Annotated in this window: 23 protein-coding genes; 5 read left to right on the forward strand and 18 right to left on the reverse strand. The window is 38.3% G+C overall.

Annotated elements, in window-relative coordinates:
- Window positions 1–7: 7 nt before the first annotated feature.
- The 9 genes from rhaM to IEX65_RS22145 form a co-directional block, all read right to left on the reverse strand.
- A complete protein-coding gene (gene rhaM, locus IEX65_RS22105; protein ID WP_188769430.1) occupies window positions 8–322 on the reverse strand; it encodes an L-rhamnose mutarotase in 315 nt (104 codons plus the stop codon).
- 87 nt (window positions 323–409) lie between these two features.
- Window positions 410–2,539 carry a hypothetical protein gene (locus IEX65_RS22110; protein ID WP_188769432.1) on the reverse strand — a complete coding sequence of 710 codons (2,130 nt, stop codon included), beginning with the start codon at window positions 2,537–2,539 and terminating at the stop codon, window positions 410–412.
- 76 nt (window positions 2,540–2,615) lie between these two features.
- Window positions 2,616–3,551 carry a glycoside hydrolase family 43 protein gene (locus IEX65_RS22115; RefSeq protein WP_188769434.1) on the reverse strand — a complete coding sequence of 312 codons (936 nt, stop codon included), beginning with the start codon at window positions 3,549–3,551 and terminating at the stop codon, window positions 2,616–2,618.
- Window positions 3,552–3,553: 2 nt separating this feature from the next.
- The gene (locus IEX65_RS22120) at window positions 3,554–5,416 is read right to left on the reverse strand and encodes a glycoside hydrolase family 44 protein (protein WP_188769436.1); all 1,863 of its coding nucleotides are present in this window, start codon (window positions 5,414–5,416) and stop codon (window positions 3,554–3,556) included.
- A gap of 197 nt (window positions 5,417–5,613) precedes the next feature.
- Entirely contained in the window at window positions 5,614–6,069 is a 456-nt protein-coding gene (locus IEX65_RS22125) for a MarR family winged helix-turn-helix transcriptional regulator (protein WP_188769438.1), read from the reverse strand.
- Window positions 6,056–6,481 carry an EVE domain-containing protein gene (locus tag IEX65_RS22130; protein WP_229250833.1) on the reverse strand — a complete coding sequence of 142 codons (426 nt, stop codon included), beginning with the start codon at window positions 6,479–6,481 and terminating at the stop codon, window positions 6,056–6,058. The genes IEX65_RS22125 and IEX65_RS22130 overlap by 14 nt, the downstream gene beginning before the upstream one ends.
- Window positions 6,478–6,897, reverse strand: coding sequence for an SRPBCC family protein (locus tag IEX65_RS22135; protein ID WP_188769440.1), 420 nt, complete (start codon window positions 6,895–6,897; stop codon window positions 6,478–6,480). The genes IEX65_RS22130 and IEX65_RS22135 overlap by 4 nt, the downstream gene beginning before the upstream one ends.
- A gap of 133 nt (window positions 6,898–7,030) precedes the next feature.
- Complete coding sequence (locus IEX65_RS22140; RefSeq protein WP_188769443.1) at window positions 7,031–8,200, reverse strand: ATP-binding protein; 1,170 nt, start codon at window positions 8,198–8,200, stop codon at window positions 7,031–7,033.
- A gap of 67 nt (window positions 8,201–8,267) precedes the next feature.
- Window positions 8,268–10,661, reverse strand: coding sequence for a glycoside hydrolase family 95 protein (locus IEX65_RS22145; RefSeq protein WP_188769445.1), 2,394 nt, complete (start codon window positions 10,659–10,661; stop codon window positions 8,268–8,270).
- 349 nt (window positions 10,662–11,010) lie between these two features.
- Between IEX65_RS22145 and IEX65_RS22150 the strand changes: the two genes are divergently transcribed.
- The gene (locus IEX65_RS22150; RefSeq protein ID WP_188769447.1) at window positions 11,011–11,364 is read left to right on the forward strand and encodes a hypothetical protein; all 354 of its coding nucleotides are present in this window, start codon (window positions 11,011–11,013) and stop codon (window positions 11,362–11,364) included.
- A gap of 216 nt (window positions 11,365–11,580) precedes the next feature.
- On the opposite strand, the gene glyA is transcribed toward IEX65_RS22150, so the two are convergent.
- The 6 genes from glyA to IEX65_RS22180 all read right to left on the reverse strand — a co-directional run bounded on the left by glyA (window position 11,581) and on the right by IEX65_RS22180 (window position 17,347).
- Complete coding sequence (glyA, locus tag IEX65_RS22155; protein WP_188769449.1) at window positions 11,581–12,873, reverse strand: serine hydroxymethyltransferase; 1,293 nt, start codon at window positions 12,871–12,873, stop codon at window positions 11,581–11,583.
- 229 nt (window positions 12,874–13,102) lie between these two features.
- The gene (locus IEX65_RS22160; protein WP_188769450.1) at window positions 13,103–14,422 is read right to left on the reverse strand and encodes a hypothetical protein; all 1,320 of its coding nucleotides are present in this window, start codon (window positions 14,420–14,422) and stop codon (window positions 13,103–13,105) included.
- 133 nt (window positions 14,423–14,555) lie between these two features.
- Window positions 14,556–15,056 (reverse strand): hypothetical protein, encoded by a 501-nt coding sequence (locus IEX65_RS22165; RefSeq protein ID WP_188769451.1) that lies wholly within the window; start codon window positions 15,054–15,056, stop codon window positions 14,556–14,558.
- Window positions 15,057–15,079: 23 nt separating this feature from the next.
- On the reverse strand, window positions 15,080–15,826 hold the full coding sequence (locus IEX65_RS22170) for a CDP-alcohol phosphatidyltransferase family protein (RefSeq protein ID WP_188769452.1): 747 nt from the start codon (window positions 15,824–15,826) through the stop codon (window positions 15,080–15,082).
- 97 nt (window positions 15,827–15,923) lie between these two features.
- Window positions 15,924–16,562 (reverse strand): MBL fold metallo-hydrolase, encoded by a 639-nt coding sequence (locus tag IEX65_RS22175; RefSeq protein WP_188769453.1) that lies wholly within the window; start codon window positions 16,560–16,562, stop codon window positions 15,924–15,926.
- A gap of 95 nt (window positions 16,563–16,657) precedes the next feature.
- Window positions 16,658–17,347, reverse strand: a complete 690-nt coding sequence (locus IEX65_RS22180; RefSeq protein ID WP_188769454.1) for an SAM-dependent methyltransferase — start codon at window positions 17,345–17,347, stop codon at window positions 16,658–16,660.
- 155 nt (window positions 17,348–17,502) lie between these two features.
- Here IEX65_RS22180 and selD point away from each other — a divergent pair, with 155 nt between their 5' ends.
- The 3 genes from selD (at window position 17,503) to IEX65_RS22195 (ending at window position 20,900) form a co-directional block, all read left to right on the forward strand.
- Window positions 17,503–18,534 (forward strand): selenide, water dikinase SelD, encoded by a 1,032-nt coding sequence (selD, locus tag IEX65_RS22185; RefSeq protein WP_188769456.1) that lies wholly within the window; start codon window positions 17,503–17,505, stop codon window positions 18,532–18,534.
- A gap of 80 nt (window positions 18,535–18,614) precedes the next feature.
- Complete coding sequence (locus IEX65_RS22190; RefSeq protein WP_188769458.1) at window positions 18,615–20,039, forward strand: glycoside hydrolase family 125 protein; 1,425 nt, start codon at window positions 18,615–18,617, stop codon at window positions 20,037–20,039.
- Between the two features lie 543 nt (window positions 20,040–20,582).
- Window positions 20,583–20,900: an ASCH domain-containing protein gene (locus tag IEX65_RS22195; RefSeq protein ID WP_188769459.1), complete on the forward strand. Its 318-nt coding sequence runs from the start codon at window positions 20,583–20,585 to the stop codon at window positions 20,898–20,900.
- A 41-nt stretch (window positions 20,901–20,941) separates the two neighbouring features.
- On the opposite strand, the gene IEX65_RS22200 is transcribed toward IEX65_RS22195, so the two are convergent.
- Together IEX65_RS22200 and IEX65_RS22205 are read right to left on the reverse strand one after the other, a co-directional pair.
- Entirely contained in the window at window positions 20,942–22,216 is a 1,275-nt protein-coding gene (locus tag IEX65_RS22200) for a carboxypeptidase-like regulatory domain-containing protein (protein WP_188769461.1), read from the reverse strand.
- On the reverse strand, window positions 22,209–22,790 hold the full coding sequence (locus tag IEX65_RS22205; RefSeq protein WP_188769463.1) for an RNA polymerase sigma factor: 582 nt from the start codon (window positions 22,788–22,790) through the stop codon (window positions 22,209–22,211). The genes IEX65_RS22200 and IEX65_RS22205 overlap by 8 nt, the downstream gene beginning before the upstream one ends.
- Before the next feature lie 201 nt (window positions 22,791–22,991).
- Between IEX65_RS22205 and IEX65_RS22210 the strand changes: the two genes are divergently transcribed.
- Complete coding sequence (locus IEX65_RS22210; RefSeq protein ID WP_188769464.1) at window positions 22,992–24,932, forward strand: vWA domain-containing protein; 1,941 nt, start codon at window positions 22,992–22,994, stop codon at window positions 24,930–24,932.
- 40 nt (window positions 24,933–24,972) lie between these two features.
- Here the strand turns inward: IEX65_RS22210 and IEX65_RS22215 are convergent, their stop codons facing one another.
- On the reverse strand, window positions 24,973–25,335 hold the full coding sequence (locus IEX65_RS22215; protein ID WP_188769466.1) for a DUF779 domain-containing protein: 363 nt from the start codon (window positions 25,333–25,335) through the stop codon (window positions 24,973–24,975).
- Window positions 25,336–25,409 lie beyond the last annotated feature (74 nt).

Below are 25,409 nucleotides of genomic sequence, written 5' to 3' on the forward strand. Positions count from 1 at the left end.
GTATTAATTAAGCTAAATAGAAAACATCTTTTAAGTCAACGCTCACAGGCGAATTGTCAGGATTTGCGTCCATAATATCGGCCATGTAAGCCCACCAACGTTTCGTGATAGGATTATGAGGAATTTGGTTAAATTTTTCTAAATCTTCGACTTTTAAAGTGCCGAAAAGAATATTGGTTTCTTCATCTAAAAAAATCGAATAGTCGCTAACGGTGGCGTCTTTTAATACCTGACCGAGTTCGGGCCATAGTTCGTCGTGGCGACGTTTGTATTCTTCTGCTTTTCCTGCATGAAGTTTCATTTTAAATCCTAAACGGTGCATATACTTAATGAGTGAATGATAGAATTAATGAATGAGTGAATTTGTATATCTTTCTCAAATATTGTATCCCATATTTGTAATCTAAGCCTAAAAAAACTTTTGCATACCTTCCCATTTTACTTTCCAAGTGCCATCTTTTGGAAAACCCGGGGTTTGTGTTTTACAACCATCATAGCCCGCACACATCAAAGCTACTGCTGTGAGTAAGCCCCCATTCCCTGGTAAGTAAAGGCGTAAACGGCCATCTTGAAAATTATGCCCATTGGGTAAATATGTATTTGTTCGAATCGGCATCATCAAGCCATCAATTGCTTTTTGTGGCATATCTAAGCGAGTAGCCGTCATCGAAACCATCGGAAAATCCCAGCCCCAAGTGTCTTGCCAGTCCCAAGCTTCCCAAACTTTCTCGAAAGTTCGCTTCATGGTTGGCTTATCGAGCATCGGAGTTTCTGGCAACATACCGAGTGTACATAAAACCGCTGGGTGGTCGGTCAAATACTTTGGATTTGTATAAGAATCTTGGGCATTTTCAGTAGCCAAATACAAGCCATCTTTTTGTGGTAGAGGCGAGAGGTTTTCGATGACATGCTGCCATTTTTCATTGGGTTTTAGGCCGAGACGTTTACGCCAGTTTTGTGCAATCGTAAGCGTTTGATACCAATAATTTAGCTCATAAGTTGGATTAAAAGTATCTTCTGGCTTAAAGCGTTCTTGTGCCGAAATAATACCTTTTCCTAAAATATACTTACCTTTTTGTTTATCGAAATCGGCAAAAGATGCCATGAAATCGGCTGTTTCAAAAACTAATTGTTTGTATTTTTCTAAGGTTTGTGCCGTTGGTTTTTGGCGATAAACCAATTCTACGAATGTAATGATGTGTGGTTGCTGCCAAATCAGATATGAACCCACCGAAGAAGCAGTTTCTCCGCCATCGTTATCAGTCATTTTTGGCCATCTTGCCCCTTCAAAACCTTGTCTTTTGGCAATATTTCGAGCGGTTGGTAGGGCTTTTTTATACCAAGTAAGGCTTTTTTCGAGTAAATCTATTCGCCCCCAAAGTGCAAAATGCACCCCATGCCACCAGTGCATTTCGAGGTGAGGTTTGCCAAACCATGAGTTGTAAGTAAGGCCAGTTTCTTGTGGTGGAGCCGAACTCGCACATTGTAATTTAGTAAGATATTCCGAAAGGATAATTTGTCGCTCGAGTTCGTTGGCTCGTGGGTCGGTGCTTCCTGCTAAATCAATTGCTCCACCCGATTGCCAGAATTGTTTCCACCCACTAATGCTACTATTCATTACATTACTGAAAGTGCTGGCGGTTGGGGTACTTTTCTCCGAAAACTCACAAGTTAGGTTCAGTATCATTGAATTTTTTGAAGGCTCAAACAAGAAATAATGTGCTTGTGTTTCTTTCAGTTTACCGCCGTTTGTCCAAGATAAATGAATGAAATATTGGTCTTGGTCTAAGGTATGATTGATGCTGGCACGAGTGCTTGAAGAAGCAATTATTTTTGAAGAATGTCTATCGAAGTTTGCCCAATTATTGCCCGCATCAATAAATTTATCGGTAGGATAGGGCAATCGTAAACGCACTTTTAGTTGTCCAGTTTTTAGCAAATCAGATTGCACTTTTACGCCAATAATATCTTTTTTAGCATCACAAAAAGTTTGAACATCAACGCCTATTCCTTCAAAAGTAAAATGGCTTTTTATTTCACCTGTATAAGGGTTTAAAGTCTGATTAATAGCTTGAATATCAGAAGGATTGGCCACGGAATGGTCTTTCTTATAAAGCTCAAATCCTAAGTTGCCCAATTGCAAACGGTGCGGATTTTGGCGAACAAAATCTGCTGCTTCTTTTTTGCGTTTAGGCTCGTTCCACTGAGCAGCATAAGGCACTTTACGGCCATGTGATTCGAGGTCTTTGAGGGTTTCTTCTATTCTATAATTACCTATATTCGGAAAACTATGCCAGCCCCATTCTGATTGCGTACCGAGTGGTACACCATTGGCATAAAAATCAGGAAACGTTTGTAAACCAGTGGCATCAACCGTGAAGGCAAATTTTCCATTACCAACTGATAATGAAGCAAGTGTGTCAATTTTACTAACCTTAACTTTATGACGCTCCACAACGGCTTTCCTATCAATCTTTTGTGCAAAAATTGATACCGAAATGCTAAGTAGAACTAATATTTTACAAACGTTTTTTGTCATAGTTTTTTGAGCGTATTTTTTGCCAAAATTACCCTCATTATATAGTCGTTCTTTCCTGTGCTTACACGGATTGATTTTAGTTTTTTTTCACTATTCCCTCAAAAACTTTCTCCGAAACCTTAAAAACTGTTCCATGACGTAAGCCTTTTGGAAAACTAACTTGGTCGGAAATATCTTCCCAATTCTTCATATCTTTTGAACGTATCGCACCGTATTTGTGGTCACGATATTTATCGAAATAGACATAAACGTACCCACCGATACGAATTGAAGTTGGTCCTTCTGCCCAATATTTGCCAGTTATTGGTTCCGATACTTTGTTTATATCAAATGCACTCGCTTGAGCTGATTTTACGATGCGTATGTTTTTCTGCGGCGGATTAGGATTTTCGTTTTTGATAAACATATAGTAACTTTTCCCATCTTTCAGAATTGTAGCATCAATGGCACTGAAATCTGGATTAAAAAACATTTTGGTTGGGCTAAAAGTCTTGAAATCAGTAGTTTCTGTATAATAAATTCTGTGATTTAAGCCTTTTTCCTTTTCGGAATCAGCTACATCTCCATGTCTGCCAGGAATTGTTGTTGCCCAGAAAATGAGGTAGTTTTTCTTTTTATCGTCATAAAAAACTTCGGGAGCCCACGAGTTTTTGGCGGTGGGTTCGTGTTCCATTACAGGAATGGCATTTTGTTCTGACCAATTCAACAAATCTTTTGACGAAACGTAGCCAATAATTTGGTCATGCCAGCCACTCGTCCAAACCATGTGGAAAGTACCATCTTTGGCCTGAATAATGCACGGGTCTCGCATGAGTTTATCTTTGCCAACTTCGGGTTTCAGAAAAGATTTTCCTTCGTTGAGGCTTTCCCATTTCAGGCCATCTTTACTATACGCAAAGTGTAATCCGTCTTGGCCGTTGTCGGTAAAGTACGAGAATAGGTAAACGTCTTTTTGAGCAAAAATGCAAGTCGGTATTAATAAGAAAATGATTTTTAGAAATGATATTTTCATGTTTAGTTTTTAATGAATTTAGTGCCGAAAACCTCTCCTTTTTTATTAGTGATTTTGATGAAATAAAGACCTGTATTCAAATCACTAATTTTTACTTTATTACCTTCTGATATTACCTTAATTTCTTGGGCGTTTGCATCAAATACTTGAATTTTTCCTTCAATATTTGTTTCTAAAAACTCCTGACTCGGATTAGGGAAAACCTTTAAGCCTTCATTGATTTGTATTTTCTCGTTTGCTAAAACAACCGCTACGTAGTTTTCTGCCTTACCAGTAAGCTGTATAGAAGTAATAGACAAAGGAGGTAAAGAAATAGAAATGTTATTATCAAAAACTGTTAAACTACTGCCACTCAACGCATTTTGTGTATGTGATACAAAAGTCTCAGACGAAGGTAAATTTTTGATTGTCAATGATTTAGGATTTTTGTCATTGATGGTGAAATTATCAAAGCTTAGGCTTGTATTTTTAGCAGTGGTTGTCGAACGATTGACTAAAACTACTGTCATCGAATCTTTTTTGGCATTAATGGTGGGGTAAGCAGACACGAATTCTTCTTCGGATGATTGCCCTTTGATACTTATGGTTTTATTATATCTACTAAACAAATGAAGTGTCTCCCACATGCCTATACTCCAACTCCAAGGCGTAAAAATCTCTACCTCATTTTTCATAAACTCACCCAGAGTCGAAGCGTACCAAACTGCTACTGCGTTGGGGTCGGTGAGTGCAATTCCCGATTCTGTCAAACCCAACTTTACACCATGATTTGGACCTAAATATTTATCGAGCCATTCATTGCATCTTGCAAAAATATATTCTTTATTTTGTCCATTATCATAGCCACCATTGATTGTTTTTACACCATTGGCTTCGGGGTAAACGTAGTTTTTATCAAAAAAAACTCGGTGATATTGCACTACTTCCGAAATAACTTTACTTGAAGGATAATAATGAATATCCAGTACATCTAATAGCTTTACACCGCTCGTTTTTTGTTCTTCAGCAATCCGTTTAATAAAATATTCAAGCCACGGGTAAGTTCTTCCATCTGCATTAATATTAGCCGAACCCCACCTATACCATTGCCATTCATTGGCCGTCACTGGCCCGACCAATTTAATGGTTGGGTAGGCAGCACGAGCTTTCTTGGCTACGGCAAAATATTTTTGCATGAATTCTTCGGCAGATGGCTGAGTAGGAAAGAGGTCGTCGTGGGTGCCGCTCCAAATCTCTGGTTCATTATCCATGTTCCAGTATTGTAATTTCGATTTATCGAGCGATAAACTCCCAAACCAATTGTTCAGAATTCCAACCGTTGAATCTGCCGTCCAGTTTTCTAAATATAAATTTGAATTTCCTTCAATGGCTGCCTTCGACCCAGTTTTGTTGAGTGTTCCGCCACCTGCTAAATTCTGATTTACACCTTCCCACCATTGCGATTTATTATAACCCCAATCATCAAAATTGGCAGTATTTGTTTTGGCAGCTTTACCAATTAACTGAAAACCCCACATTCCTTGTGCCGAGGGCATATTTGTTTGTAGAGCCTTTGCGGCACTACTCCAATCATTGGCATAAACATTATTGTACCAGTCGGGGTGGCTTGATAATTTTCTTCTCCAGTTATATTTTGTGGCATTATTTCCACCGTTTTCTCTGAAAAAATTTACACCTGCGTCTTGCAATAAAGTCCAATTGATATTTAAAACTTTGCCAGGGTCGGTTGAAAGAGAATTATTACGGCCATACAGGTAAGGAGAAACAACTTTTTGCTCGGCATTTGGGTCGATTTTGATTGTAACTTGGGCAAAAGAGACGAGCGATAAGCACAAAAAAATGCTTACCACAAAGATGTTTTTCATAGAATAAGGTCGAATTACTTCATAAGAAATAGGATTAAATTTAGTTCACTTTCTCTTGTAAATCAATTATTTTGTTTACTTATTTTATGCAATCGTTATCGGGAACGTTCCCGAAGTGAGAATAATTTGAAATAATTTTGGAAAAAGCAGAAGAGTCGAAGATTCTGTAAGGGATAATGACACGAAAGTAAAAGTGTTTACTTCCGTGTCAAGAGTGAATGTAAGTTCTGATTGAAAAAAGATAAGTCACTACCGAGCTGTTGAAAGAAACTGCGGTCGAATTCTTCTACTACTTTAACTGCAATCTTTGCTACTTCAATGCCAGCTGGCGTAAGGACTACGGTTTTGGCTCTTGTATCGGCCGAATGCTCTTTTCGGCCCAAAAAGCCTTTTTTTTGCAGTGTTCGTAAGACCGTAGAAGTTGTCATCGGGTCAATTTTCGTATGATTCGACAAGACAATTTGTGTGATAGCTTCATTGTGCTGCATCAACCACAATGTACTCGCCAATAGCACAAATTGCGAGTGAGTCAAATCGAGTGGTTCGAGTACTTTCTTGATTTCCCTTTGCCAAAGGTTCGTTACTTGCCACAATAAAAAACCTGAACTTTCTTCGGGTGTTTCTACGCTAAATGTTTTTTCAATCTCTTTCATCTGGCTGCATTCTTGAAATGATGAGGTTAAAATCCTTTTCTTTGATTTCGAGGAAACCAAATCTGAAAGGAAAGCCCCACTTTTGTTTATCTTGAATAAACTCAAGGTCATTAATAAGCGGCAAGATAGAAGTTTCTTGGCAGTTATAAAACTTTATGTTTTTTCGGAATGGATGAAAACTCTCTGTCATTTGATACTGATAAACATTTTCATCTTCGGCTTGACCAATGGCCGTGAAAGACTGGCATTTTGTGTCGCCTTCCATGCTTAGCTTAGGCGAATAAACAATCAACCAATCATTGGGTTTCATGAGTTTTAAAGGAGCTTCTTTGCCATGACAAACCTGCATAAATCCACCCGAAACACCTCTAAGTGTATGTTCTTTTGATACTACTGCTATCCAATATTTCATAATTTGCTTGCATATTTTACTTGTTCGACCATTTCTTGGGGTAATCCGTTTACTATATCTTGAGCTACAATTTTTCGCCATAAAAAGCCTAAAACGCCTTCAACTTTCATGGTTGTTGTTATTTTTAATCCTGCTTCGGTTTCTTCAAAAGTATGTTCACCATACATTTTTGCCAGTGGAAACTTTGTGAGGTCAACAAATTTTTTGTTTTCTACTGTTTCAAATAATTCGATTTTTACCTTTCCGCTTCCTTTAGGTTTTAGTTCAAAGAAATTACCTTGTTCAAAATTGCCTTCAATTTTAGCGTAATCAATGCCTTTGTCCCATTTGTGCCAGTTATTTACATCCGAAAAAAGTTTCCACATTTGTTCTTTAGATGCCTCTTTAGTTACGATAGTATGCGATTTCGACCACATGATTTTAAGTGTATTTTGTAAGTAAATTTATTTTATGTGCAAATATAATAAGTACGCTTATTAAAATAAAATCTTTTTTGAAATTTTGTGCTAATTTTTTGAATTTTCTGTTTTTGAGACTGAAATAAAGAAATTAACCTAAAATACGCCTTATATTATCTGACAAGGTTTGGATACTACAAACCCAGACATTAGGTTTAAGTAAGTAATCATCAGCCGTTGGAGTTATCAATAATAATGGGGGATTGTTTAAATCGGCCAGTGAAATGGTCGTGCCTTTGCTGAGTGTTGGTGAACTACTCAATTTTATTTCAATAGCCAGCTTAATTTGTAGGTCTTGCTCAATCACCAAGTCTAATTCTGCACCATCGGCAGTTCGGTAGAAAAAAGGAATTTGTTGATAATTGAGAAGTGATATAACTTGTTCGATGACATAGCCTTCCCATGACCCTCCAGCTACAATATGCCCGAGTAAGTTTTCATAGCTATGAATAGACAATAAATGATGTACTAAACCACTGTCTCGAATATAGATTTTGGGGCTTTTAGTGAGCCGTTTACCGATATTTGTATAATAGGGCTGTAATCTTCTGATTAAAAATGATTGTTCAAAAAAGTCTAAGTAGGTACTCACTAAATTATTTCTGATTCCTAATGAATTAGCAAGCATAGTTTGATTGAGTAAGCTGCCTTGAATACTTGCAATCATCATCATCAATCTACGAAGTTGAATAGGGGACGCCGATAAGCCTAATTGTGGCAAATCACGCTCTAAATAACTTCTCACAAAGTCGTCAAACCACTTTTGTTGTTGTTCGGATGTAGGGGCTAAATAAGCATTAGGAAAACCACCCCAAAGCCAGTGTCTAATATAATCAACATCAGGCTGAAGTTCTCTAAAAAGCAGAGGAGTCATTTCAAAGTATGAAATTCTTCCTGTCAATGATTCTGAGGTATTTTTTAATAAAATGAAGGAGGCAGAACCGAGCAAAATAAAGCGTGCGGGAACTCGATTCTGGTCGATAAGACTTCTAATGTCAGGAAAAATTTCGGGTAAGCGTTGAATCTCATCAAGAATGACTGTTTGTTCTTGCATGGTTTCTAAAAATGCCAAACGGTCATGTTGAAATTTTGATAAATCACTGCTTCTCTCTAAGTCAAAATAGACAGATGGCTTGGATAATTTTTGCTGTAATTGTTTGACAAATGTCGTTTTACCCACTTGGCGAGGCCCCAATATAGCTATTGATGGTTGGAAACTTAGCCCAAATAACACTTGGTCTGCAATTATTCGTTGAATCATATTTTTACAATTATTCCCGTAAATTTATCAAAAAAAAATAAATTTACGGGAATAATTGTTTTATTATTTACCAAACAATCTCCATTTTCTGTCCAGCAGTCAAAGAGATAGTTTTAGTTTTATTACCCGAAATCAAGGTAGTTTTTCCACCTTTTTTCGATGAAATAATTACTTTTTTGAGTGTTTTACCACTCCAATCAAGCGAAACTTCAAAACCACCTCTGGCACAAATGCCTTTTACTGAACCATCCGCCCAAACATCGGGTAGGGCAGGGAGGAGGCTGATTTCCTTTTCGTCAGATTGTACTAACATTTCGGCTACGGCTGCTGCTCCACCAAAGTTGCCATCAATTTGGAAGGGTGGGTGAGCGTCGAATAGGTTCGGGTAAGTACCACCACCACGAGCATAGTTAGTTCTTACACCATCGGGTTCTACGTAATGCAGGAGTTCTCGATACATTTTATAGGCACGATTACCGTCTAAAAGCCTTGCCCAAAGGTTGATTCTCCAGCCTTTACTCCAACCAGTTGTTTCATCACCTTTGATTTCGAGCGTTTTACGGCAAGCATCGGCCAGAGCTGGGGTTTTCAGTGGTGAAATATGATTTCCTGGGAAAAGTCCAAATAAGTGCGATTGATGGCGGTGCTGTGGTTCGGCATCTTCCCAATCATAATACCATTCTTGCAAATTACCTTTTTTACCGATTTGATAAGGGTAAAGTTTTGCCAAAGCAGCTTCGAGTTTTGCTCTAAATTCGGTATCGGTATTTAATATTTTCGATGCTTTGATGGTTTGTTCAAAACATTCACGAATCATTGCTAAATCGGCCGTTCCACCGTATAGTGTAGCTCCTTTGTAGCCATCGGGTGCAATGTAAATGTTTTCGGGAGAAGTTGATGGTGAGGTGATAAGCTTACCGTTTTTATCTTCAATCAACCATTCTAAACAAAATTGTGCTGCTCCCTGCATTAGCGGATAGGCTTCGTTTTTCAAGAAGTTTTGGTCTTTTGTAAATACATAATGTTCCCAAAGATGCGTACTGAGCCACGCACCGCCCATATTCCAGTTGGCCCAACCTGGGTCGCCTTGACCAAAATCACCAACTGGATTGCTCATTGCCCAAATATCCGAGTTATGAGCAACCGCCCAGCCATTTACCCCATAAAATGTTTTGGCCGTAATTTTACCAGTGGTAGCCACATTCTTGATAAACTTCATCATTGGCTCGTGCATTTCGCTCAAATTAGTATTTTCGGCCAGCCAATAATTTTCTTCGGCGTTGATATTAGTTGTGTAGTTACTGCTCCAAGGTGGACGCATGTACGGATTCCAAATACCTTGTAAATTGGCTGGTACGCCCATCGTACGTGAACTACTGATGAGTAAATATCGGCCATACTGAAAATAAAGAATCTCCAAGTTTTTATCTTCTTCGCCCTTGGCGTAGCGTCTTAATCGTTCATCAGTTGGAAGATTCGGTGCAGAGGTTTTTCCTAAATCTAAACTTACACGATTGAAGAATTTTTGATAGTCAAGCAAATGAGCTTGTTTGATTTGAGCGAAAGTTTTACCAAAAGCTTTGCTTAAATTACTCGCTGCAATTGCTTGATTATTAAGTCCTTGTGTAGCTGGATTTTTATCAAAACCATTAAAACTTGTGGCAATCGAAACGTAGATAATGGCTTCGGTTGCTCCTTTTACGCCCAAAGTGCTATCGGTACTTACGATTGAGCCACTAGTATTTTTAATTCTGGCCAGTGTTGTGAAGCGTGTGCCTTTGTTTTCATCAAAAACAATAGGGTTTTCAACTCTTCTATAATTGGGTTCGGCTTTGATTGGGGCGTAGCCATTGGCCTGCAAAGTTTGGTTAGGCGTAGAAACCTTGTATTTGAGCAAGCTATTGAATTTTACATCAAATGTTAAAGCTCCTTTTTGGCTACTTGTGAGTTTTACAACCATGATTTGGTCAGGTTGGGAAACAAAGTATTCACGAGTATATTTAACACCGTTAATTTCGTAAGTAACTTTTGAAACTGCCTGAGAGATATTCAATTCTCTATAATAATTAAAATAATTGCCAGCATTGGCGTGATTGATAAGCATCGTACCAAGCGGTGCATAAGACTCCGAAAATTTACCTTGTAGTTTGCGTTGAAGTTTATCGGCCAATTTGTAATCTTCATTTTTAAGAGCCTCTCTGATAGCAGGTATATTTTTATAAGCGTCTGGGTTCATGTTGGCGTTGACTGGTTCTCCCGACCAGAGTGTAGCGTCGTTGAGTAGAATTTTGTCAGATTCTACGCCACCAAATACCGTTGCACCGAGTTTGCCATTGCCCAGCACGAGTGTTTCTTCAAAATATTGGGCGGGCTGTTTATACCAAAGTGTGTTGGTTGATTGAGCGAAGGTTTCGCAGGAAAGTACGAGCAGAGCCAACACTTTCAGATGTTTTTTGAACATAATATAGAAGTAGGGTTGATTTTTCGGTAAATATAAAAAAACAATATTAAAGAACGTTCTAAATTGTAGATATTGAGGGTATTTATCTACATTTGTATATATTTGTTAAAGAATGTTAATTCTAAAAAAATATCTGTTTTAATCTGCAACTTTGCACTAAGTTTTTGCATCTTATATATGTAATCCATTTTAGAAACCATTTATCCTCGATTTCGACCATTCATAAGAAAAATTGAAAAATAAAAGGTACTATGTATTGCATAATACTAAATAAAACACATATCTTTGTATTGTCAATCAGATAATGAGTTCAGACACGCAAAACAAGCGGTTAGCCGCAACCAACATTATGAAAAAGCTATTATTACTTCTTGCAATCACTTCAATCAATTTTGGCTCAATGGCTATGGGTTTTCCGCACAATACCTATGAGCAACAACGCACTTTGAGTAAGAACATCAAGCAAAAGAGTCTGGTTAATGAACTCGAAAAATCAATAAAAGTAAATATTGAGAGTATTGCCATCGTAAAAGAAGATACTAACGTACAGGAGTCATTTGTGGAAATGTTGGCTAACTACGTGGTTGAGTTTTTTACAGAAAAACTATTCGGCAAAAGTGTAGCAAAATGCGAAGTTTTGAAAGAAACTAAAAACGAATGTTTGGCAATCAAACAAGAATTTGAGTATTATTTAATTGGATAATTGGTGGAACGAAGCTCCGTTTCGTTCGTAAAATGTCATTATATGTAATTGACAGGTTGTAAACTTGTCCTACAAAAATTTTATATACGGTTTAGTTAGGGTTTAGAAAAAGGCTTGATTCGTTTGAACCAAGCCTTTCTTATTTTTTAACTTTTAAGGAAATAAGGAAGGCTTCCCTCAAAGGGAAGCCTTCCTTGTATGACTGAAAACCGATAATTAATATTGAAACAACGGATAGTTTTTCATCCAATTGTTGATTTCGCCTCTTACATTCGCAATTTTCGTTGCGTTATCGTGATTCATCAATACTTCATCAATCAAATCTACGATTCTTATCATATCAGCTTCTACCAAACCACGAGTTGTCATGGCCGAAGTTCCTACACGCATACCCGAAGTTGTCATGGCCGATTTATCATCAAACGGAACCATGTTTTTGTTTACCGTAATATCTGCTTGAATCAATGAGTTTTCGGCAATTTTACCAGTCAAGTTTTTCGGACGTAAGTCAATCAACATCAAGTGATTATCCGTTCCACCAGAAATAACTTTATAGCCACGGTTCATAAATTCTTGAGCCATTACTTTGGCATTTTTCTGAACCTGTACTTGGTAGTTATAGAAACCTTCAGTCAAGGCCTCGCCGAAAGCAACCGCTTTAGCAGCAATAATATGCTCCAATGGTCCACCTTGCGTACCTGGGAAAACACCAGAATCTAACAATGACGACATCATTCTGATTTCGCCTTTTGGCGTTGTGATTCCGAAAGGATTCGGGAAGTCATTACGCATCATGATTACACCACCACGAGTACCACGAAGGGTTTTGTGGGTAGTTGTTGTCACGATATGACAGTGGTCGAATGGGTCGTTTAATAAACCTTTAGCAACCAAACCCGCTGGGTGTGAAATATCAGCCAACAAGATTGCACCGATTGAATCAGCAATTTGGCGAAGACGGATATAATCCCAGTCACGAGAATAAGCCGATGCTCCACAAATAATCATTTTCGGACGTTCTTTGTGAGCAGTTTCTTCAACTTTATTCCAGTCGATTAAGCCCGTTTCTTGCTCAACACCGTAGAAGAAAGGTTGGAAGTATTTTCCAGAAATATTTACTGGCGAACCGTGTGAAAGGTGTCCACCGTGAGCAAGGTTAAAGCCTAAGATTTTATCACCAGGTTTCAAGCATGCCACAAAAACCGCCATATTCGCCTGAGCTCCAGAGTGCGGCTGAACGTTTGCCCAAGTAAGATTAAATAATTGTTTGAGACGGTCGATAGCAATTTGCTCAACTTGGTCAACTACCTCACAACCACCATAATAGCGTTTTCCTGGAAGACCTTCAGCGTATTTATTTGTCAAAACACTACCTGCCGCTTCCATCACCTGTGGCGACACGAAGTTTTCAGAAGCAATCAATTCGATGCCATGTAATTGGCGATTGTTTTCTTTCGTGATTAAATCAAAGATTTGCGTGTCACGAATGATGGAAGTTTCTACAGACATAATTTGGTAAATTGGTTATCAGTTATTGGTTATTGGTGTTTCCAACCAACACCGGCTTTGGAGTCATTAGATTACAAAATTAACTGATAATTAATAGAAGATGAATTTTTGACAAAATAATATTTGGCTGACTTTGAATTATTGAGGAGTTTCTTGGTAAAGTGATATTTTTAGTCGATAGACGATAGTCAATGGTCCACAGAAATACTATTTAGTGTGAAAGTGTTGATTATCTCACAAACGTATTTTCTTTCAGCATTTTTTCTAAAACCTCACAGCTTGAAACATACGAAAGTTCGCTTTGATAAGAGCCGCCATTAATAATAAAAACTCGTGGATATGCCTTGAAAAATGCTTTTTTGTAGGCATCGGCCAATGTTTCTAAGCCAATATCAAGGCGTTTTTCGTTGATTTCGGCTTCGCTGTATTCTTGTAATGATTCTTTCTGCCAATAGTTTCTCGAAAGTTTTTTCTCTAAATCTGGTATCGCACATTTTAGATTGGCCTCTAATTGAAAGCGATAAACCCTTACTTTGCCAAATGAAAATACGTTGAGTTCATTATTTGTATTGTTTGCGACAGCCTGACCCCTAAAACTTCCTCTACTTGCATTGACTCTGTTTACATGATGAGGCAACAATTTTCCATCTCTTACTGCTTGAGTAATTATTCCTTTAATATCGCTTTCTTCTGCTGGAAACGAACTGGAAAAAATATCAAGAACAATGCTACTATTCAACATCGAATTATTGAAGTTTTGCTCAGCGAAGTAAAATATACGCCTATCTTTTGAAGAGTTTTGGGAATCTCTACCCGATAGTCCAATCAGATTTTCATCGGGATACCCATTGTTTTCGATGATTTTGACAATGGAATTATAGACAAGATGCTGATTTTTTGAGAATATCTCGTTATTGATTTTTCTTAAACTATCTTGCTGGAGTTTGAGTTTGCCTGATAAATTATTGAAAAAATAAAGACTATCTACAAAGCTACTTACTCTAACTGCAATCGTTGTATCTTTTCCGTTTATTTTAGTAGTAAATGTTTGTGGTAAACTATGATTTTTGGCAAAATACTCTCTTAAATCGGCCGTTAATGGAGTGTATATAGTTTTTGTACTCAAAGCATAAATTTTATTCAAACTATCTCTCAGTTCTCGATTAATATTGGGCTTTACCTGCTTCATTTGGCCCTCAAATTTGCTCCATGTTTTGCAGGTATCGGCTACATAATGGAAGAAAACATCCTTCCGCAGACTATCTGAAGGATAGCCTTTTTCTACTATTTTCTCTAAATAATCAAAAACTGTTGACATCTTGCCAACCATTGCGGCACAAATGGCGGCATTGTAATAATCTTTGGCAAAAGGTTTTTTTACGTTATCGAAAGCAGCTTTATAATAATCGAGAGCTTCGTAATAATTGGTGTCAACAATGGCCAGTTCAGCCGAATTGATGATAGGATGATAGATGCGAGTAAAATCGCCTTGGGCGAATAAAACCCGATAGGGGAATAAGAAAATAAGTATTAGTAATAGGTTTTTCATAGATGTGGTGCGAACCGAGCGACGGTCGCTTCCCGTTCGCCGTGGTATTTAGAGCTAAATCTATCTAAAAATAGAAAAACCTGCCCAAATATGAGCAGGTTTTAAGAAACATTAACAATGTTTTAACAAAATCTTAGACCAAGTATTTGAGGTTGATGGCATAAAGGCCAGTAAAAATAGCCGATGCAATTAAAGACATGATACCGATACTCCAACCGATGCTTCCACCAAAAATCACGATGGGGGCGAGGATACCAACCGCATTTCCTGCGATATACACCCAAAAACCTTTTTTGCGTAGTCCCCACATCCAGATTGCACCAAGTATTAGCAAAATACTTGAAATAAGCGTAACACCACCCGCTAACACTAAATTATCTCTTTGAAACATTTTTTCTGTTTCAGTTTGCGTTTCTTCTACTTTTTCGAGGTCTTTTTCCGACATGTACTTCGAGAGCATATCCATCATCATTTCGTTAGCTTGCTCTTTACTTTCCATTACTTTTTCAGGATTGAATGTATTCGGAATCGCTCCATAAAATTTGTAAGCATTCCAAACGAGGGTCAGGATACACAAGATTGTGAGTAACGTTGGGCGTACTGCCGAACTATTTTCTTCAAATGGATTTTGCATGATTTTATATTTTAAATAACGGTTTATGAGTTTTTCGGTAGAAAGTTATTGATAACTGATAGAATGATATACAAAAATATGATTAACGGTATGGCTAAGAATTTTAGACTTACGAGTAAAATTACAGAAAGAATCAGAAAAATGTATTTGATTTGATTAGATTTCCAAGCAAAACTCTTGAATTTGAGTGCAAATAATGGTATTTCTGAAATTAGTAAATAACTCATAATGAGCGTATAAGCAATTAAGAATGTAGAGTTAAGAATTAAGAATTTGTATTCGGGATTGAACTCTAAAATCAACGGAAACGAAGCCACTACAAAAGCATTAGCAGGTGTAGGAACACCAATAAATGAATCGGACTGGCGAGTATCAATATTAAATTTTGCTAAACGCAAGCATGAAAAAAGTGCCAAAATAAATGCCACATAAGCCAAAGTGGGCAAATGTGTTTGTGATAAAAGATTTGATGGAATTAAATCAGATAAAACGGTATTTTGGGTTGTTGAAATCTGAATCAATTTGGCAAGAATAAACGAAGGCAAAACGCCAAACGTAACCATATCGGCCAAGGAATCGAGTTGCTTTCCAATTTCAGAATGTTGTTTGAGCAATCGAGCCACAAAACCATCTAAGAAGTCAAGAACGCCTGCAATAAATATCAAGTAAGATGCCCAAAGCAGATTGCCTTCAAAAACAAAAACGATACCCAAGCAACCACAAAGTAGATTGCCGAGCGTCATTATATTTGGAATAGTAAATAATTTCATGTAAGTCCAATGAGTGAATGAGTGAATGAGTGAATGATTGAATAAAACTTATTTTTTAGTTTTTTTCTATAATCACAGCATCAATTATTGAAATTTTTCAAATTAAAAATGGATTTGTCTTGCGTTCATAGCCGATAGTCGTTGGGTCGCCATGACCACTATAAACCTTATACTCATCATCGAGTGTCAGAAACTGCGTTTCGATGCTATGAATCAATGCTTCGTGGCTGCAAAAAGGAAAATCGGTTCTGCCAACGCTTCCTCTGAAAAGCACATCGCCACCGATAACAAATTTCTGAGCATGATTCACAAAAGCTAAATGCCCAGGAGCGTGTCCTGGTACTAATCTGATTTCCAGTTCCGAGTTTCCGAAGAAAATCTTATCATTTTCATCAATAAACTCATCGGCTTCAACAGGTTCGTAGCCTCTTATTCCCCACATTCGGCAACGGTTTTCTACATCGGCCAAAATCGGAATTTCGTTTTTGTGAATCAGCATCTTAACACCGAATTTACGCTTCACGTAAGCAGCTCCAAATACGTGGTCGAGGTGGCAATGGGTTTGTAGTAACTGCTTCACTACCAAACGATTATCTGTAATGAAGTCAGCCAGTTCTTCTTTTTCATATTGAGCTAAGCAACCTGCATCAATAATAACAGCTTCGTGAGTTTCGTCCCACAAAATATATGTATTTTCAGCAAGTGGCGAGAATGTAAAGGAATGTATATTTATCATAAATGATTAGTCAACGGTCGATGGACAACAGTCCACGGATTTAATTCTGTATTTGTTTTTTTCTATCGGCCATCGTCTGTGGACAGTCGACTATATCACAAAAGTAAAAAAATAGTGGGCTTTTTGTGTAAATCGGGTTTAGATTTTCGCCAGTCTTTCACTCGTAGCGTTTTAATGAACTCGTCAGCGGCCGTCACGTTGCAGGCAATGCAAAGCAAAGTTTCAGGGTTGAGGTTTTGCAAAACATCTTCCAGTAATTGATTATTTCGGAAAGGAGTTTCCATAAAAATCTGTGTTTGCTGCTTTTTCTTGGCCAGTTGTTCTAAATCTTTTAAAGATTTTATTCTCAGTTGTTTATCAATTGGCAGATAACCATTGAACGTAAAACTCTGTCCATTAAACCCCGAAGCCATCAAGGCCATGAGAATTGAACTTGGCCCTACCAACGGCACAACTTTATGCCCCAATTGATGAGCGTAACTTACGGCAATCGCTCCAGGGTCGGCCACCCCTGGGCAACCAGCTTCGCTGATGATACCTGCATCGGTTTTTAGTTTTTTTAGTTGTGTAAGGGTTTGGTCGGGTGGGGTATCTTTGTTTAATTCATAAAAAGTAATATCATCAATCACTTTATTGAGCTTTAGGCTACTAATAAACCGTCGAGCGGTGCGGAGTTCTTCCACAAAAAACACATTCAATTCGCTCACGACTGCCTTTATTTGAGGAGGTAAAACTGTTTCTTGCGTGTCGGGTGCGAGAATGGTTGGTATCAGAAAAAGGGTCATATTTTGTTTAATTCAATTCCGAAACAAGCTGTTTCGTTTTTATGGTGGTTTTCATTATCAATGAAAGCTTCTCAGATATTTTAAAAACCAGTTTTATCAAAACCATTCTACAATATTATGTATTTTTACGACGGTTTAAAAATCATTAATCAGATATGTCGGAGATAAAACTTACTCAATATAGTCACGGGTCGGGTTGTGGATGTAAAATTTCGCCCAAAGTTCTTGACCAAATTTTGCACACATTAACGCCCCAAAATGCCTTCCCAAATCTTTTGGTGGGAAATAAAGACAAAGACGATGCCGCAGTTTTTGATTTAGGCAATGGCGAAGCAATCATCAGTACGACTGATTTTTTCATGCCAATCGTTGATGATGCTTTTGATTTTGGAAGAATAGCCTCGACCAATGCTTTGAGCGATATTTATGCAATGGGTGGTGAACCAATGATGGCGATTGCCATTTTGGGTTGGCCGATTGATACAATTCCGGCCGAAATTGCTCAGAAAGTACTGGATGGTAGTCGTGCGACTTGCACAGCGGCCAATATTCCGCTGGCAGGTGGACATAGTATTGATAGTCCCGAACCATTTTTTGGTTTGGCCGTTACTGGAAAAGTGAAAATTGAGCATCTGAAACAAAACTCAACCGCCACTGAAGGCTGTTTACTTTACCTGACAAAACCGCTCGGTGTTGGACTATTGGCAACGGCTCAAAAAATGGGTATTTCAAACCCAGAATATTTACAAGTTGCTGTTAATCAGATGGCTACGCTCAATAAAGTAGGAGCAGATTTAGGAAAACTTTCGGCAGTAAAAGCCATGACCGACGTAACAGGTTTTGGACTTTTAGGACACTTGGTAGAAATGTGCGAAGGAAGTAATCTAAGTGCCGAAATAAGTTACGAAAAAGTGCCAAAAATGCCCGAAGCTAACGATTATTTATATCCATTTTGTGCTCCAAAAGGCTGTAATACCAACTGGGAAAGTTATGGCGAAAAAGTATCGGCAATCAATGATACACAAAGGATTTTATTGGCCGACCCACAAACCAGCGGTGGACTTCTAATTGCCGTAGAACCAGCAGGAAAAGAGGCATTAGAACGAATTTTGCAAGAAAATGGCGTCGTAGCTGAGTCTTTCGGACAAATGATTGCTAAAACTGAGAAAAGTATAAATGTGATTTAATTACCCAATTTTCTATTCATAGCGATGGGTTTGCAAACCCATCGCTATGGAATTTGATAACAAAACATCGACCATACAAAATGCAACACATCAACCGTCGTAAATTTATACAGCAAAGTACATTGGCTGGTATGGGTTTATTGATTCAAACCAAAGGTTTCGCACAAGATTTTCCAAGTGTGAGGGTTTCGGCCGACAAACGAAATTTTAGTAGTTTGGCCATCGAAGCGACCATTAGCCGAATGAAAACTCAGATTAAAGACCCTGAGTTGGCGTGGTTGTTTGAAAACTGTTTCCCGAATACACTTGACACAACCGTTCATTTCAAAAAGAAAAACGACCGCCCCGATACTTTTGTGATTACGGGCGATATTCATGCCATGTGGTTGCGAGATAGCACTGCACAAGTAACACCCTATTTGAGTTTGATGAAAGAAGATGCCGCTCTGCAACAACTCATTGCGGGCGTAATCAATCGCCAAACCGAATGTATTTTAATTGACCCTTACGCCAATGCGTTTAATGATGGTGCAGGAAAATCAGAGTGGATGAGCGACCATACCGACATGAAACTCGAACTCCACGAACGCAAATGGGAACTTGATTCGCTTTGCTATACAGTTCGTTTGGCGTACAATTATTGGAAATTAACAAACGATACGAGCGTTTTTGACGAAAAATGGCTGAAAGCTGCCCAAAGTATTATTGCCACTTGTCGAGAACAACAACGTTTCAATGGTGTAGGAAAATATCGTTTCGGGCGAACAACTTCTTGGTCAACTGATACTGTTCCGGGTAATGGATTAGGCAATGTAACCAAACCCAATGGCTTGATTCACAGTATTTTCCGCCCGTCGGATGATGCTACGGTTTATCCATTTTTGATTCCTGCCAATTTGTTTGCTGTGGTGTCGTTCCGACAAATAGCTGAGATTGCTACAAAAGTTTATAAAAATGCAGGTTTTGCCAAAGAATGTCAAGATTTTGCGAATGAAGTAGATGCCGCCATTAAAAAACATGCTGTTATTACGCACCCAAAGTTTGGTAAAATCTACGCCATGGAAGTAGATGGTTTTGGAAATTGTTTGCTACAAGATGATGCGAATGTGCCGAATCTAATGAGTTTGCCGTATTTGGGTGCAGTAAAAGCCAGTGACCCGATTTACCAAAATACCCGCCGATTTGTGTTGAGCGACTCGAACCCGTATTTCTTCAAAGGAAAAGCGGCCGAAGGTGTTGGTAGTCCGCACACATTGGTTAATCAGATTTGGCCATTGAGCATTATTATGCGAGCTATGACCTCGACCGATGATAAAGAGATTTTGCAACAACTCAAAATTCTGAAAAATACGCACGCCAATACGGGCTTCATGCACGAGTCATTTGATAAAGATGATGCGGCTAAATTCACAAGAAAATGGTTTGCGTGGGCCAATACACTTTTTGGTGAAATGATATTGAAAGTTGTCAAAGAACGCCCGCATTTATTGAAAAATATGCTTTGATTGTAGGATAAATTTGTAATTTGGCAGTTTTTGTGCTGGAAGAACTCTGGCTTTGTAGGATAGAGAATTTGAGAAAATTAACAATTATGAATTAATGAAAATCCTAAATATAATCACTTCACTATTAGTATTTTGTTATTGTGGATATATACTGTTAATGGGAAGCGTTTCTTTGTATTCTTCAGACCATAGTAAGAAAAGTTTAACTTTGGGGTCTTATTTGTTTTTTGGATTCTTATTACTTCTATTATTTTCAATTTCTGGCTTAAATATTTATAGATTGATAAAGAAGTTTAATAAGAAATGACAAATAGACTAAAGAGTCTTAGCGAAAAAGGAGTAAAAAATATTTGCCAAAAGAGCATAGACCAATGCCTTGCTCTGCGAAGTCTCCGACTTCGTAGTAGTGTTAGCTGTTCTCTGAACAGCAGTATTTGGATACGTCGTTCAGAGAACGACATTCACACCTACGAAGTCGGAGACTACGCAGAGCGTTTTTAGCACTAATTAATTTAGAAACATTATTATCCCAAACATTAAACAATGAAAATATTAAAAATAGCCATCTTAAAAGATGATTTTGATGAAATTTTGAGTGGAGAAAAAACGGAAGTATATCAAGATTTTATACCCTTTTGGGAAGAACAACTATTGATAAATGACAAAGAAGGAGTCCGATTCAGAGAGTATGATGCTGTGGAGTTTAGAAATGGATTTGAAGCAAATGTTCCGACGATATTAATAGAATGGAAAGGTACAGAACTCGGACTTTTCGATGAAGCACCAAGGGGCTCTAAAGACCCCGAAGATTATTTTTTTGTAATCAATTTAGGGAAAATCATTGAGACAAAGAATTGCTAATAAAGTTCGTTTCCTCAGATAGATTATGAGGAAACGAAAACCTACTTCATCTTCAACTCTCGCTTCACTTCTTTTTTTACTTTTTTGCCTTTTCGTTTGGCTGGAAACCATTTCGGACCATTTTTTACGGCTTCCACCACTTTTTGGGTGTTTTCTTTGCCGAGTTCGTTGTCAATTTGCACATTTGATGGCGTACCGTCTGGCTCGACTGTGAGGCGTAGCCGAAGTGGGTCTTCAAAGTGTAGAGTCGATACCGCCCCTGTGCTTTTGAGTGAGTTTCTGAGATAAGTATCGTAGTTGCTCCAGCCACCAACAGGTACGGGGTCTTGCGTGGGTGGCTCGTTAATCAGAATCGTTTTTTGTTCAGCTTTTTTTGCTTTTGATTGATTATCTGTCACAATCACTTCGGCCAATGCACTGCTATTCTCCGAAAGTTTTATTTTTCCTAAATCTTGGTTTTTTACGACAATTTCCTGCGGATTATAACCAATGGCATTGACTTCCAAGACCTCTCCAACACTCACATCATTGATTTTGAAAACACCATTGATATCGGTTTGTGCAGTCTTATTGCTATTTTTGAGGCTTACGATTGCCCCCACAATTGGCTGATTTTCAGTATCAAGAATTTGTCCAGAAAAAGTCGGAGTTCGTTCTCTGCTTGTCAAAATTACGGGGGCTTTCGCAGCTTTTGGTTCGGCAATTTCTTTTGCAGAGCTTATTGGTGCCGCAGGTTTTAACACCTCATCGGCTTTGCTTTCTTCATTACTTTGTAGCACTAACTTTTGTGGCTCTTGGGCAGAAATTGTACTTGCATTCTCCTGCTCATTACTATTTTGTGGGCTTGCTGAAACCGTTTCTTTTGCTTTGGTTGGCTTTGGTTGATTGATAGCAATTACTTCTTTTTTCGTTTCTTCGTGCAGGGTTTCGGCTGTTGTTTTTGAAAGCGTTTCTTGTGTTTTGTTTACAGCAAGTGTCTGATTATCAGTTTTGTAGAAAATGAAATACAATCCAATACCAAAGAACAAAGCAATTGATGCAGCCACCGAAGCACGCTGCCAAAGAGGAATAATTTTGGTCTGTTTTTGCTTTGTTTTTATTCTTGCATCAAGGCGTTTTTTCAAGTCATTCATTGCAGCCGAAGTATTGATTTTTTCAGCCGATAATTTCTCTAAACCTTCGGCAGCATCGGCCGCAAATGCCTCGTTGAGTAATTGTTTTTCTACTTGGTGCATTTGTTTGGCCGAAGCTTCGCCCGAGAGGTATTTTTTTATCTCTTCGGCCGTCAGTTCAGTATTTTTTTTGCCTTTATTCATGCTTTTTTTCAATACAAATTTTCAGATTTCGCTTGCCATTTTGTATGTAACTTTTCACTTTATTCAAATCATAACCCGTCAGGTCTGTAATTTCTTTGTAGCATTTCTCTTCTAAATAAAACAATCGGATACTCGTTCTTTGTTCGTCCGATAGCGTTTCGAGGCAATCGGTCATTTTCGATAAATTTTGTTCGAGTTCAAAAGGTTCATCTGATTGATGTTCAAATGGCTCATTTTCCACAGAACCATCTTCAAAAAAATCGACACCCTCCGTTTGCAGGCGATTACTTCGGAGGTGCATCAGACAATGATTCCGTGCCACACTGTGCAGCCAACTTCTAAAGTTCTCGACCGAATGAGTGCGTAATTTTACGACTAACTCCTCAAAAATCTGCATGACGGCATCTTTGCTTTCATCTTCATCTCGCAGATATTTAAAGCAAACCGCAAACACCATTTCCATGTAACGTTCATACAATTCTCCCAACAATTCAAGGTTTCCCGTAGCCTGATAAGCTGCCAAATATTCGGCATCGGTGGTGGGCTTGGGTTTACTGAATCGCTTGAAAAACATTATTCTTAGGGTATGAGTGTTTTATAGAATAGGAGATAAGTGTTTGTTTACCAGAGACTTATGTTTTGTTGTCTCAAAATGTTGCACCTAAAATTAGTCTTTAATCGACACATCGCAATTTTTTTCTAAAAAAACTCAAAAAAAATTATGGAAAAAATCTGAGTCATGCATCAATGGTATAAAATCAAAACTTATACAATTATGAAAACGAAAATTTGGGTACTTATTGCGTTGGTGTTTGGCATTTTTGCATTTACTACACAGCGAACAATCAAAGGTAAAGTGCTTGCGGGCAGCGATGGCTCAGCCTTACCCGGTGTAATGGTGGCCGTTAAAGGCACGAGTATCGGTACACAAACTGACGCCAATGGCGACTTTCAGCTTACGATGCCAGCAGGTAGTGAAAAACTGATTTTTACTTATATCGGCTATAAAACAAAAGAAGTTAAAGTTGGAAAAGATAGTATAATTACGGTGAAACTTGAAGACGATGCACACGCTTTGGATGAAGTTGTAGTAGTAGGGTATTCAACTCAACAACGTCGAAATGTTACAGGAGCAGTTTCTGTAATGTCAAAAAATAAAATTATACCTTCTGCCAGTCCGATGTTACAAGGGCGAGTGTCTGGCTTGCAGGTGCAACAAAGTGGCGTGTATCGTGAGCGAAAAAAGCGTTATTCGGCTGATAAACCTAAAGAAGATTTCAATACCGAAGAGTATAACTCATTGATGGAGAATATTTTTCAAGAAGCAAAAAGTAATCCTCTCACCACTTTTTCGATTGATGTGGATAGAGCAGGATATAGCAATGTGCGTCGGATGTTAAATGCTGGCACGATGCCACCAAAAGATGCCATCCGAATCGAAGAAATGGTTAATTATTTCGATTATGATTATCCGCAACCTATTAAAAATGAACCTGTTACGATAAATACTGAGTTTTCGGATTCGCCGTGGAACAAAGGTTTGAAATTATTGCAGATTGGTATTCAAGCCCAAAAGATTTCGACCGAAAATCTTCCTGCATCTAATCTCGTTTTCTTGATTGATGTATCAGGTTCGATGGGTTCGCCTGAAAAACTCCCTTTGGTCAAGCAAGCACTTTATTTATTGACTGACCAACTTCGTCCGCAAGATAAAGTTTCAATCGTGGTTTATGCAGGTGCGGCGGGTTTGGTGCTTTCGCCGACTTCGGATAAAGGTAAAATCAAAGATGCACTCGAAAATCTACAAGCAGGAGGCTCAACCGCAGGTGGTGAAGGTATAAAATTGGCGTATAAAATTGCTGCCGAAAATTTGATAAAAGGTGGAAATAACCGTGTGGTTTTGGCAAGTGATGGCGATTTTAATGTGGGTGTTTCGAGCGAAGTAGAATTGAAAGCTTTGATTGAAGAAAAACGCAATATCGGTGTATTTTTGAGTGTTTTAGGCTTCGGAATGGGCAATTATAAGGATAATAAAATGGAAACTTTGGCCGATAAAGGAAACGGAAATTACGCTTATATTGATAATCTGCAAGAAGCCCAAAAGGTTTTTGTGCATGAATTTGGCGGGACGATGTTTACGGTTGCCAAGGATGTGAAACTGCAATTGGAGTTTAACCCAAAATTCGTAAAAGCCTATCGCTTAATTGGTTACGAAAACCGAATGCTTCGTAATGAAGACTTCAATGATGATAAAAAAGATGCAGGTGAAATGGGTTCGGGTCATACGGTCACGGCTTTATACGAAATCGTGCCAGTGGGCGTAGAAAGTGCGTACTTGAAAAATATCGACGAACTAAAATACCAAACCGAAAACGGCCTTTCTGCAGCTGCTAAATCCAACGAAGTGCTTACTGTCAAATTACGCTATAAATCACCCGATGAAAACAAAAGTAAATTGATGGAAAAAGTAATAACCGACCAACAAAAGTCATTTGATAAAACCTCCGAAAACTTTAGATTTGCAATTGCTGTTGCTGAATTCGGTCTAATTTTACGCCAATCGGAGTTTAAAGGAATGGCCAATTATGAGCAAGTAATTGATTTAGCCAAAAACGCCAAAGGTGCAGACGAAGAAGGCTACCGTGCTGAGTTTATAAAGTTAGTAAAAACCGCTAAAATGTTGGATAAAACTGTTGTGGCGAGTAATAAGGATTAAAGAAAAGCATCCCGAAAATGATAAGTTTTCGGGATGCCATCTAAATTTCCCCCAAACCCATTGACTCTTCTTTACTGAAAAGCCTTGATTTTATCACAAAACGCACTCCGAGTGGTATTTCGAGCGAAAAACTTGCTCCTCTGCCTTTGACTACATCAAGCGTGAGGTGCGTGTGTTTCCAATATTCAAATTGGTCTCTCGACATATAAAAATCACAATCGTGGATAGTACCGAGTTTTACATCGTTTTCGTTGAGCATGAGTTCCCCAACCTGAAAACACATCGGCGATGAGCCATCGCAGCAGCCACCACTTTGGTGAAAAAACAATGGGCCGTTTCGGTCTCTCAATTTATCAATAATTTCGGTAGCTTCGGGCGTTACAGCCACTCGTTCGATAGTCATATTTTTCCTAAATTAGATTTTAATATAAAAAGTATGAGAGAGCCAAAACTGACTCTCTCTACTCATATTTTAGC

The sequence above is a fragment of the Emticicia aquatilis genome (assembly GCF_014644295.1).
Taxonomy (GTDB): Bacteria; Bacteroidota; Bacteroidia; order Cytophagales; family Spirosomataceae; genus Emticicia; species Emticicia aquatilis.

Coding starts and splice junctions, on each gene's coding strand:
- rhaM (WP_188769430.1), bottom strand. CDS start 322: ATGCACCGTTTAGGATTTAAAATGAAACTTCATGCAGGAAAAGCAGAA.
- IEX65_RS22110 (WP_188769432.1), bottom strand. CDS start 2,539: ATGACAAAAAACGTTTGTAAAATATTAGTTCTACTTAGCATTTCGGTA.
- IEX65_RS22115 (WP_188769434.1), bottom strand. CDS start 3,551: ATGAAAATATCATTTCTAAAAATCATTTTCTTATTAATACCGACTTGC.
- IEX65_RS22120 (WP_188769436.1), bottom strand. CDS start 5,416: ATGAAAAACATCTTTGTGGTAAGCATTTTTTTGTGCTTATCGCTCGTC.
- IEX65_RS22125 (WP_188769438.1), bottom strand. CDS start 6,069: ATGAAAGAGATTGAAAAAACATTTAGCGTAGAAACACCCGAAGAAAGT.
- IEX65_RS22130 (WP_229250833.1), bottom strand. CDS start 6,481: ATGAAATATTGGATAGCAGTAGTATCAAAAGAACATACACTTAGAGGT.
- IEX65_RS22135 (WP_188769440.1), bottom strand. CDS start 6,897: ATGTGGTCGAAATCGCATACTATCGTAACTAAAGAGGCATCTAAAGAA.
- IEX65_RS22140 (WP_188769443.1), bottom strand. CDS start 8,200: ATGATTCAACGAATAATTGCAGACCAAGTGTTATTTGGGCTAAGTTTC.
- IEX65_RS22145 (WP_188769445.1), bottom strand. CDS start 10,661: ATGTTCAAAAAACATCTGAAAGTGTTGGCTCTGCTCGTACTTTCCTGC.
- IEX65_RS22150 (WP_188769447.1), top strand. CDS start 11,011: ATGAAAAAGCTATTATTACTTCTTGCAATCACTTCAATCAATTTTGGC.
- glyA (WP_188769449.1), bottom strand. CDS start 12,873: ATGTCTGTAGAAACTTCCATCATTCGTGACACGCAAATCTTTGATTTA.
- IEX65_RS22160 (WP_188769450.1), bottom strand. CDS start 14,422: ATGAAAAACCTATTACTAATACTTATTTTCTTATTCCCCTATCGGGTT.
- IEX65_RS22165 (WP_188769451.1), bottom strand. CDS start 15,056: ATGCAAAATCCATTTGAAGAAAATAGTTCGGCAGTACGCCCAACGTTA.
- IEX65_RS22170 (WP_188769452.1), bottom strand. CDS start 15,826: ATGAAATTATTTACTATTCCAAATATAATGACGCTCGGCAATCTACTT.
- IEX65_RS22175 (WP_188769453.1), bottom strand. CDS start 16,562: ATGATAAATATACATTCCTTTACATTCTCGCCACTTGCTGAAAATACA.
- IEX65_RS22180 (WP_188769454.1), bottom strand. CDS start 17,347: ATGACCCTTTTTCTGATACCAACCATTCTCGCACCCGACACGCAAGAA.
- selD (WP_188769456.1), top strand. CDS start 17,503: ATGTCGGAGATAAAACTTACTCAATATAGTCACGGGTCGGGTTGTGGA.
- IEX65_RS22190 (WP_188769458.1), top strand. CDS start 18,615: ATGCAACACATCAACCGTCGTAAATTTATACAGCAAAGTACATTGGCT.
- IEX65_RS22195 (WP_188769459.1), top strand. CDS start 20,583: ATGAAAATATTAAAAATAGCCATCTTAAAAGATGATTTTGATGAAATT.
- IEX65_RS22200 (WP_188769461.1), bottom strand. CDS start 22,216: ATGAATAAAGGCAAAAAAAATACTGAACTGACGGCCGAAGAGATAAAA.
- IEX65_RS22205 (WP_188769463.1), bottom strand. CDS start 22,790: ATGTTTTTCAAGCGATTCAGTAAACCCAAGCCCACCACCGATGCCGAA.
- IEX65_RS22210 (WP_188769464.1), top strand. CDS start 22,992: ATGAAAACGAAAATTTGGGTACTTATTGCGTTGGTGTTTGGCATTTTT.
- IEX65_RS22215 (WP_188769466.1), bottom strand. CDS start 25,335: ATGACTATCGAACGAGTGGCTGTAACGCCCGAAGCTACCGAAATTATT.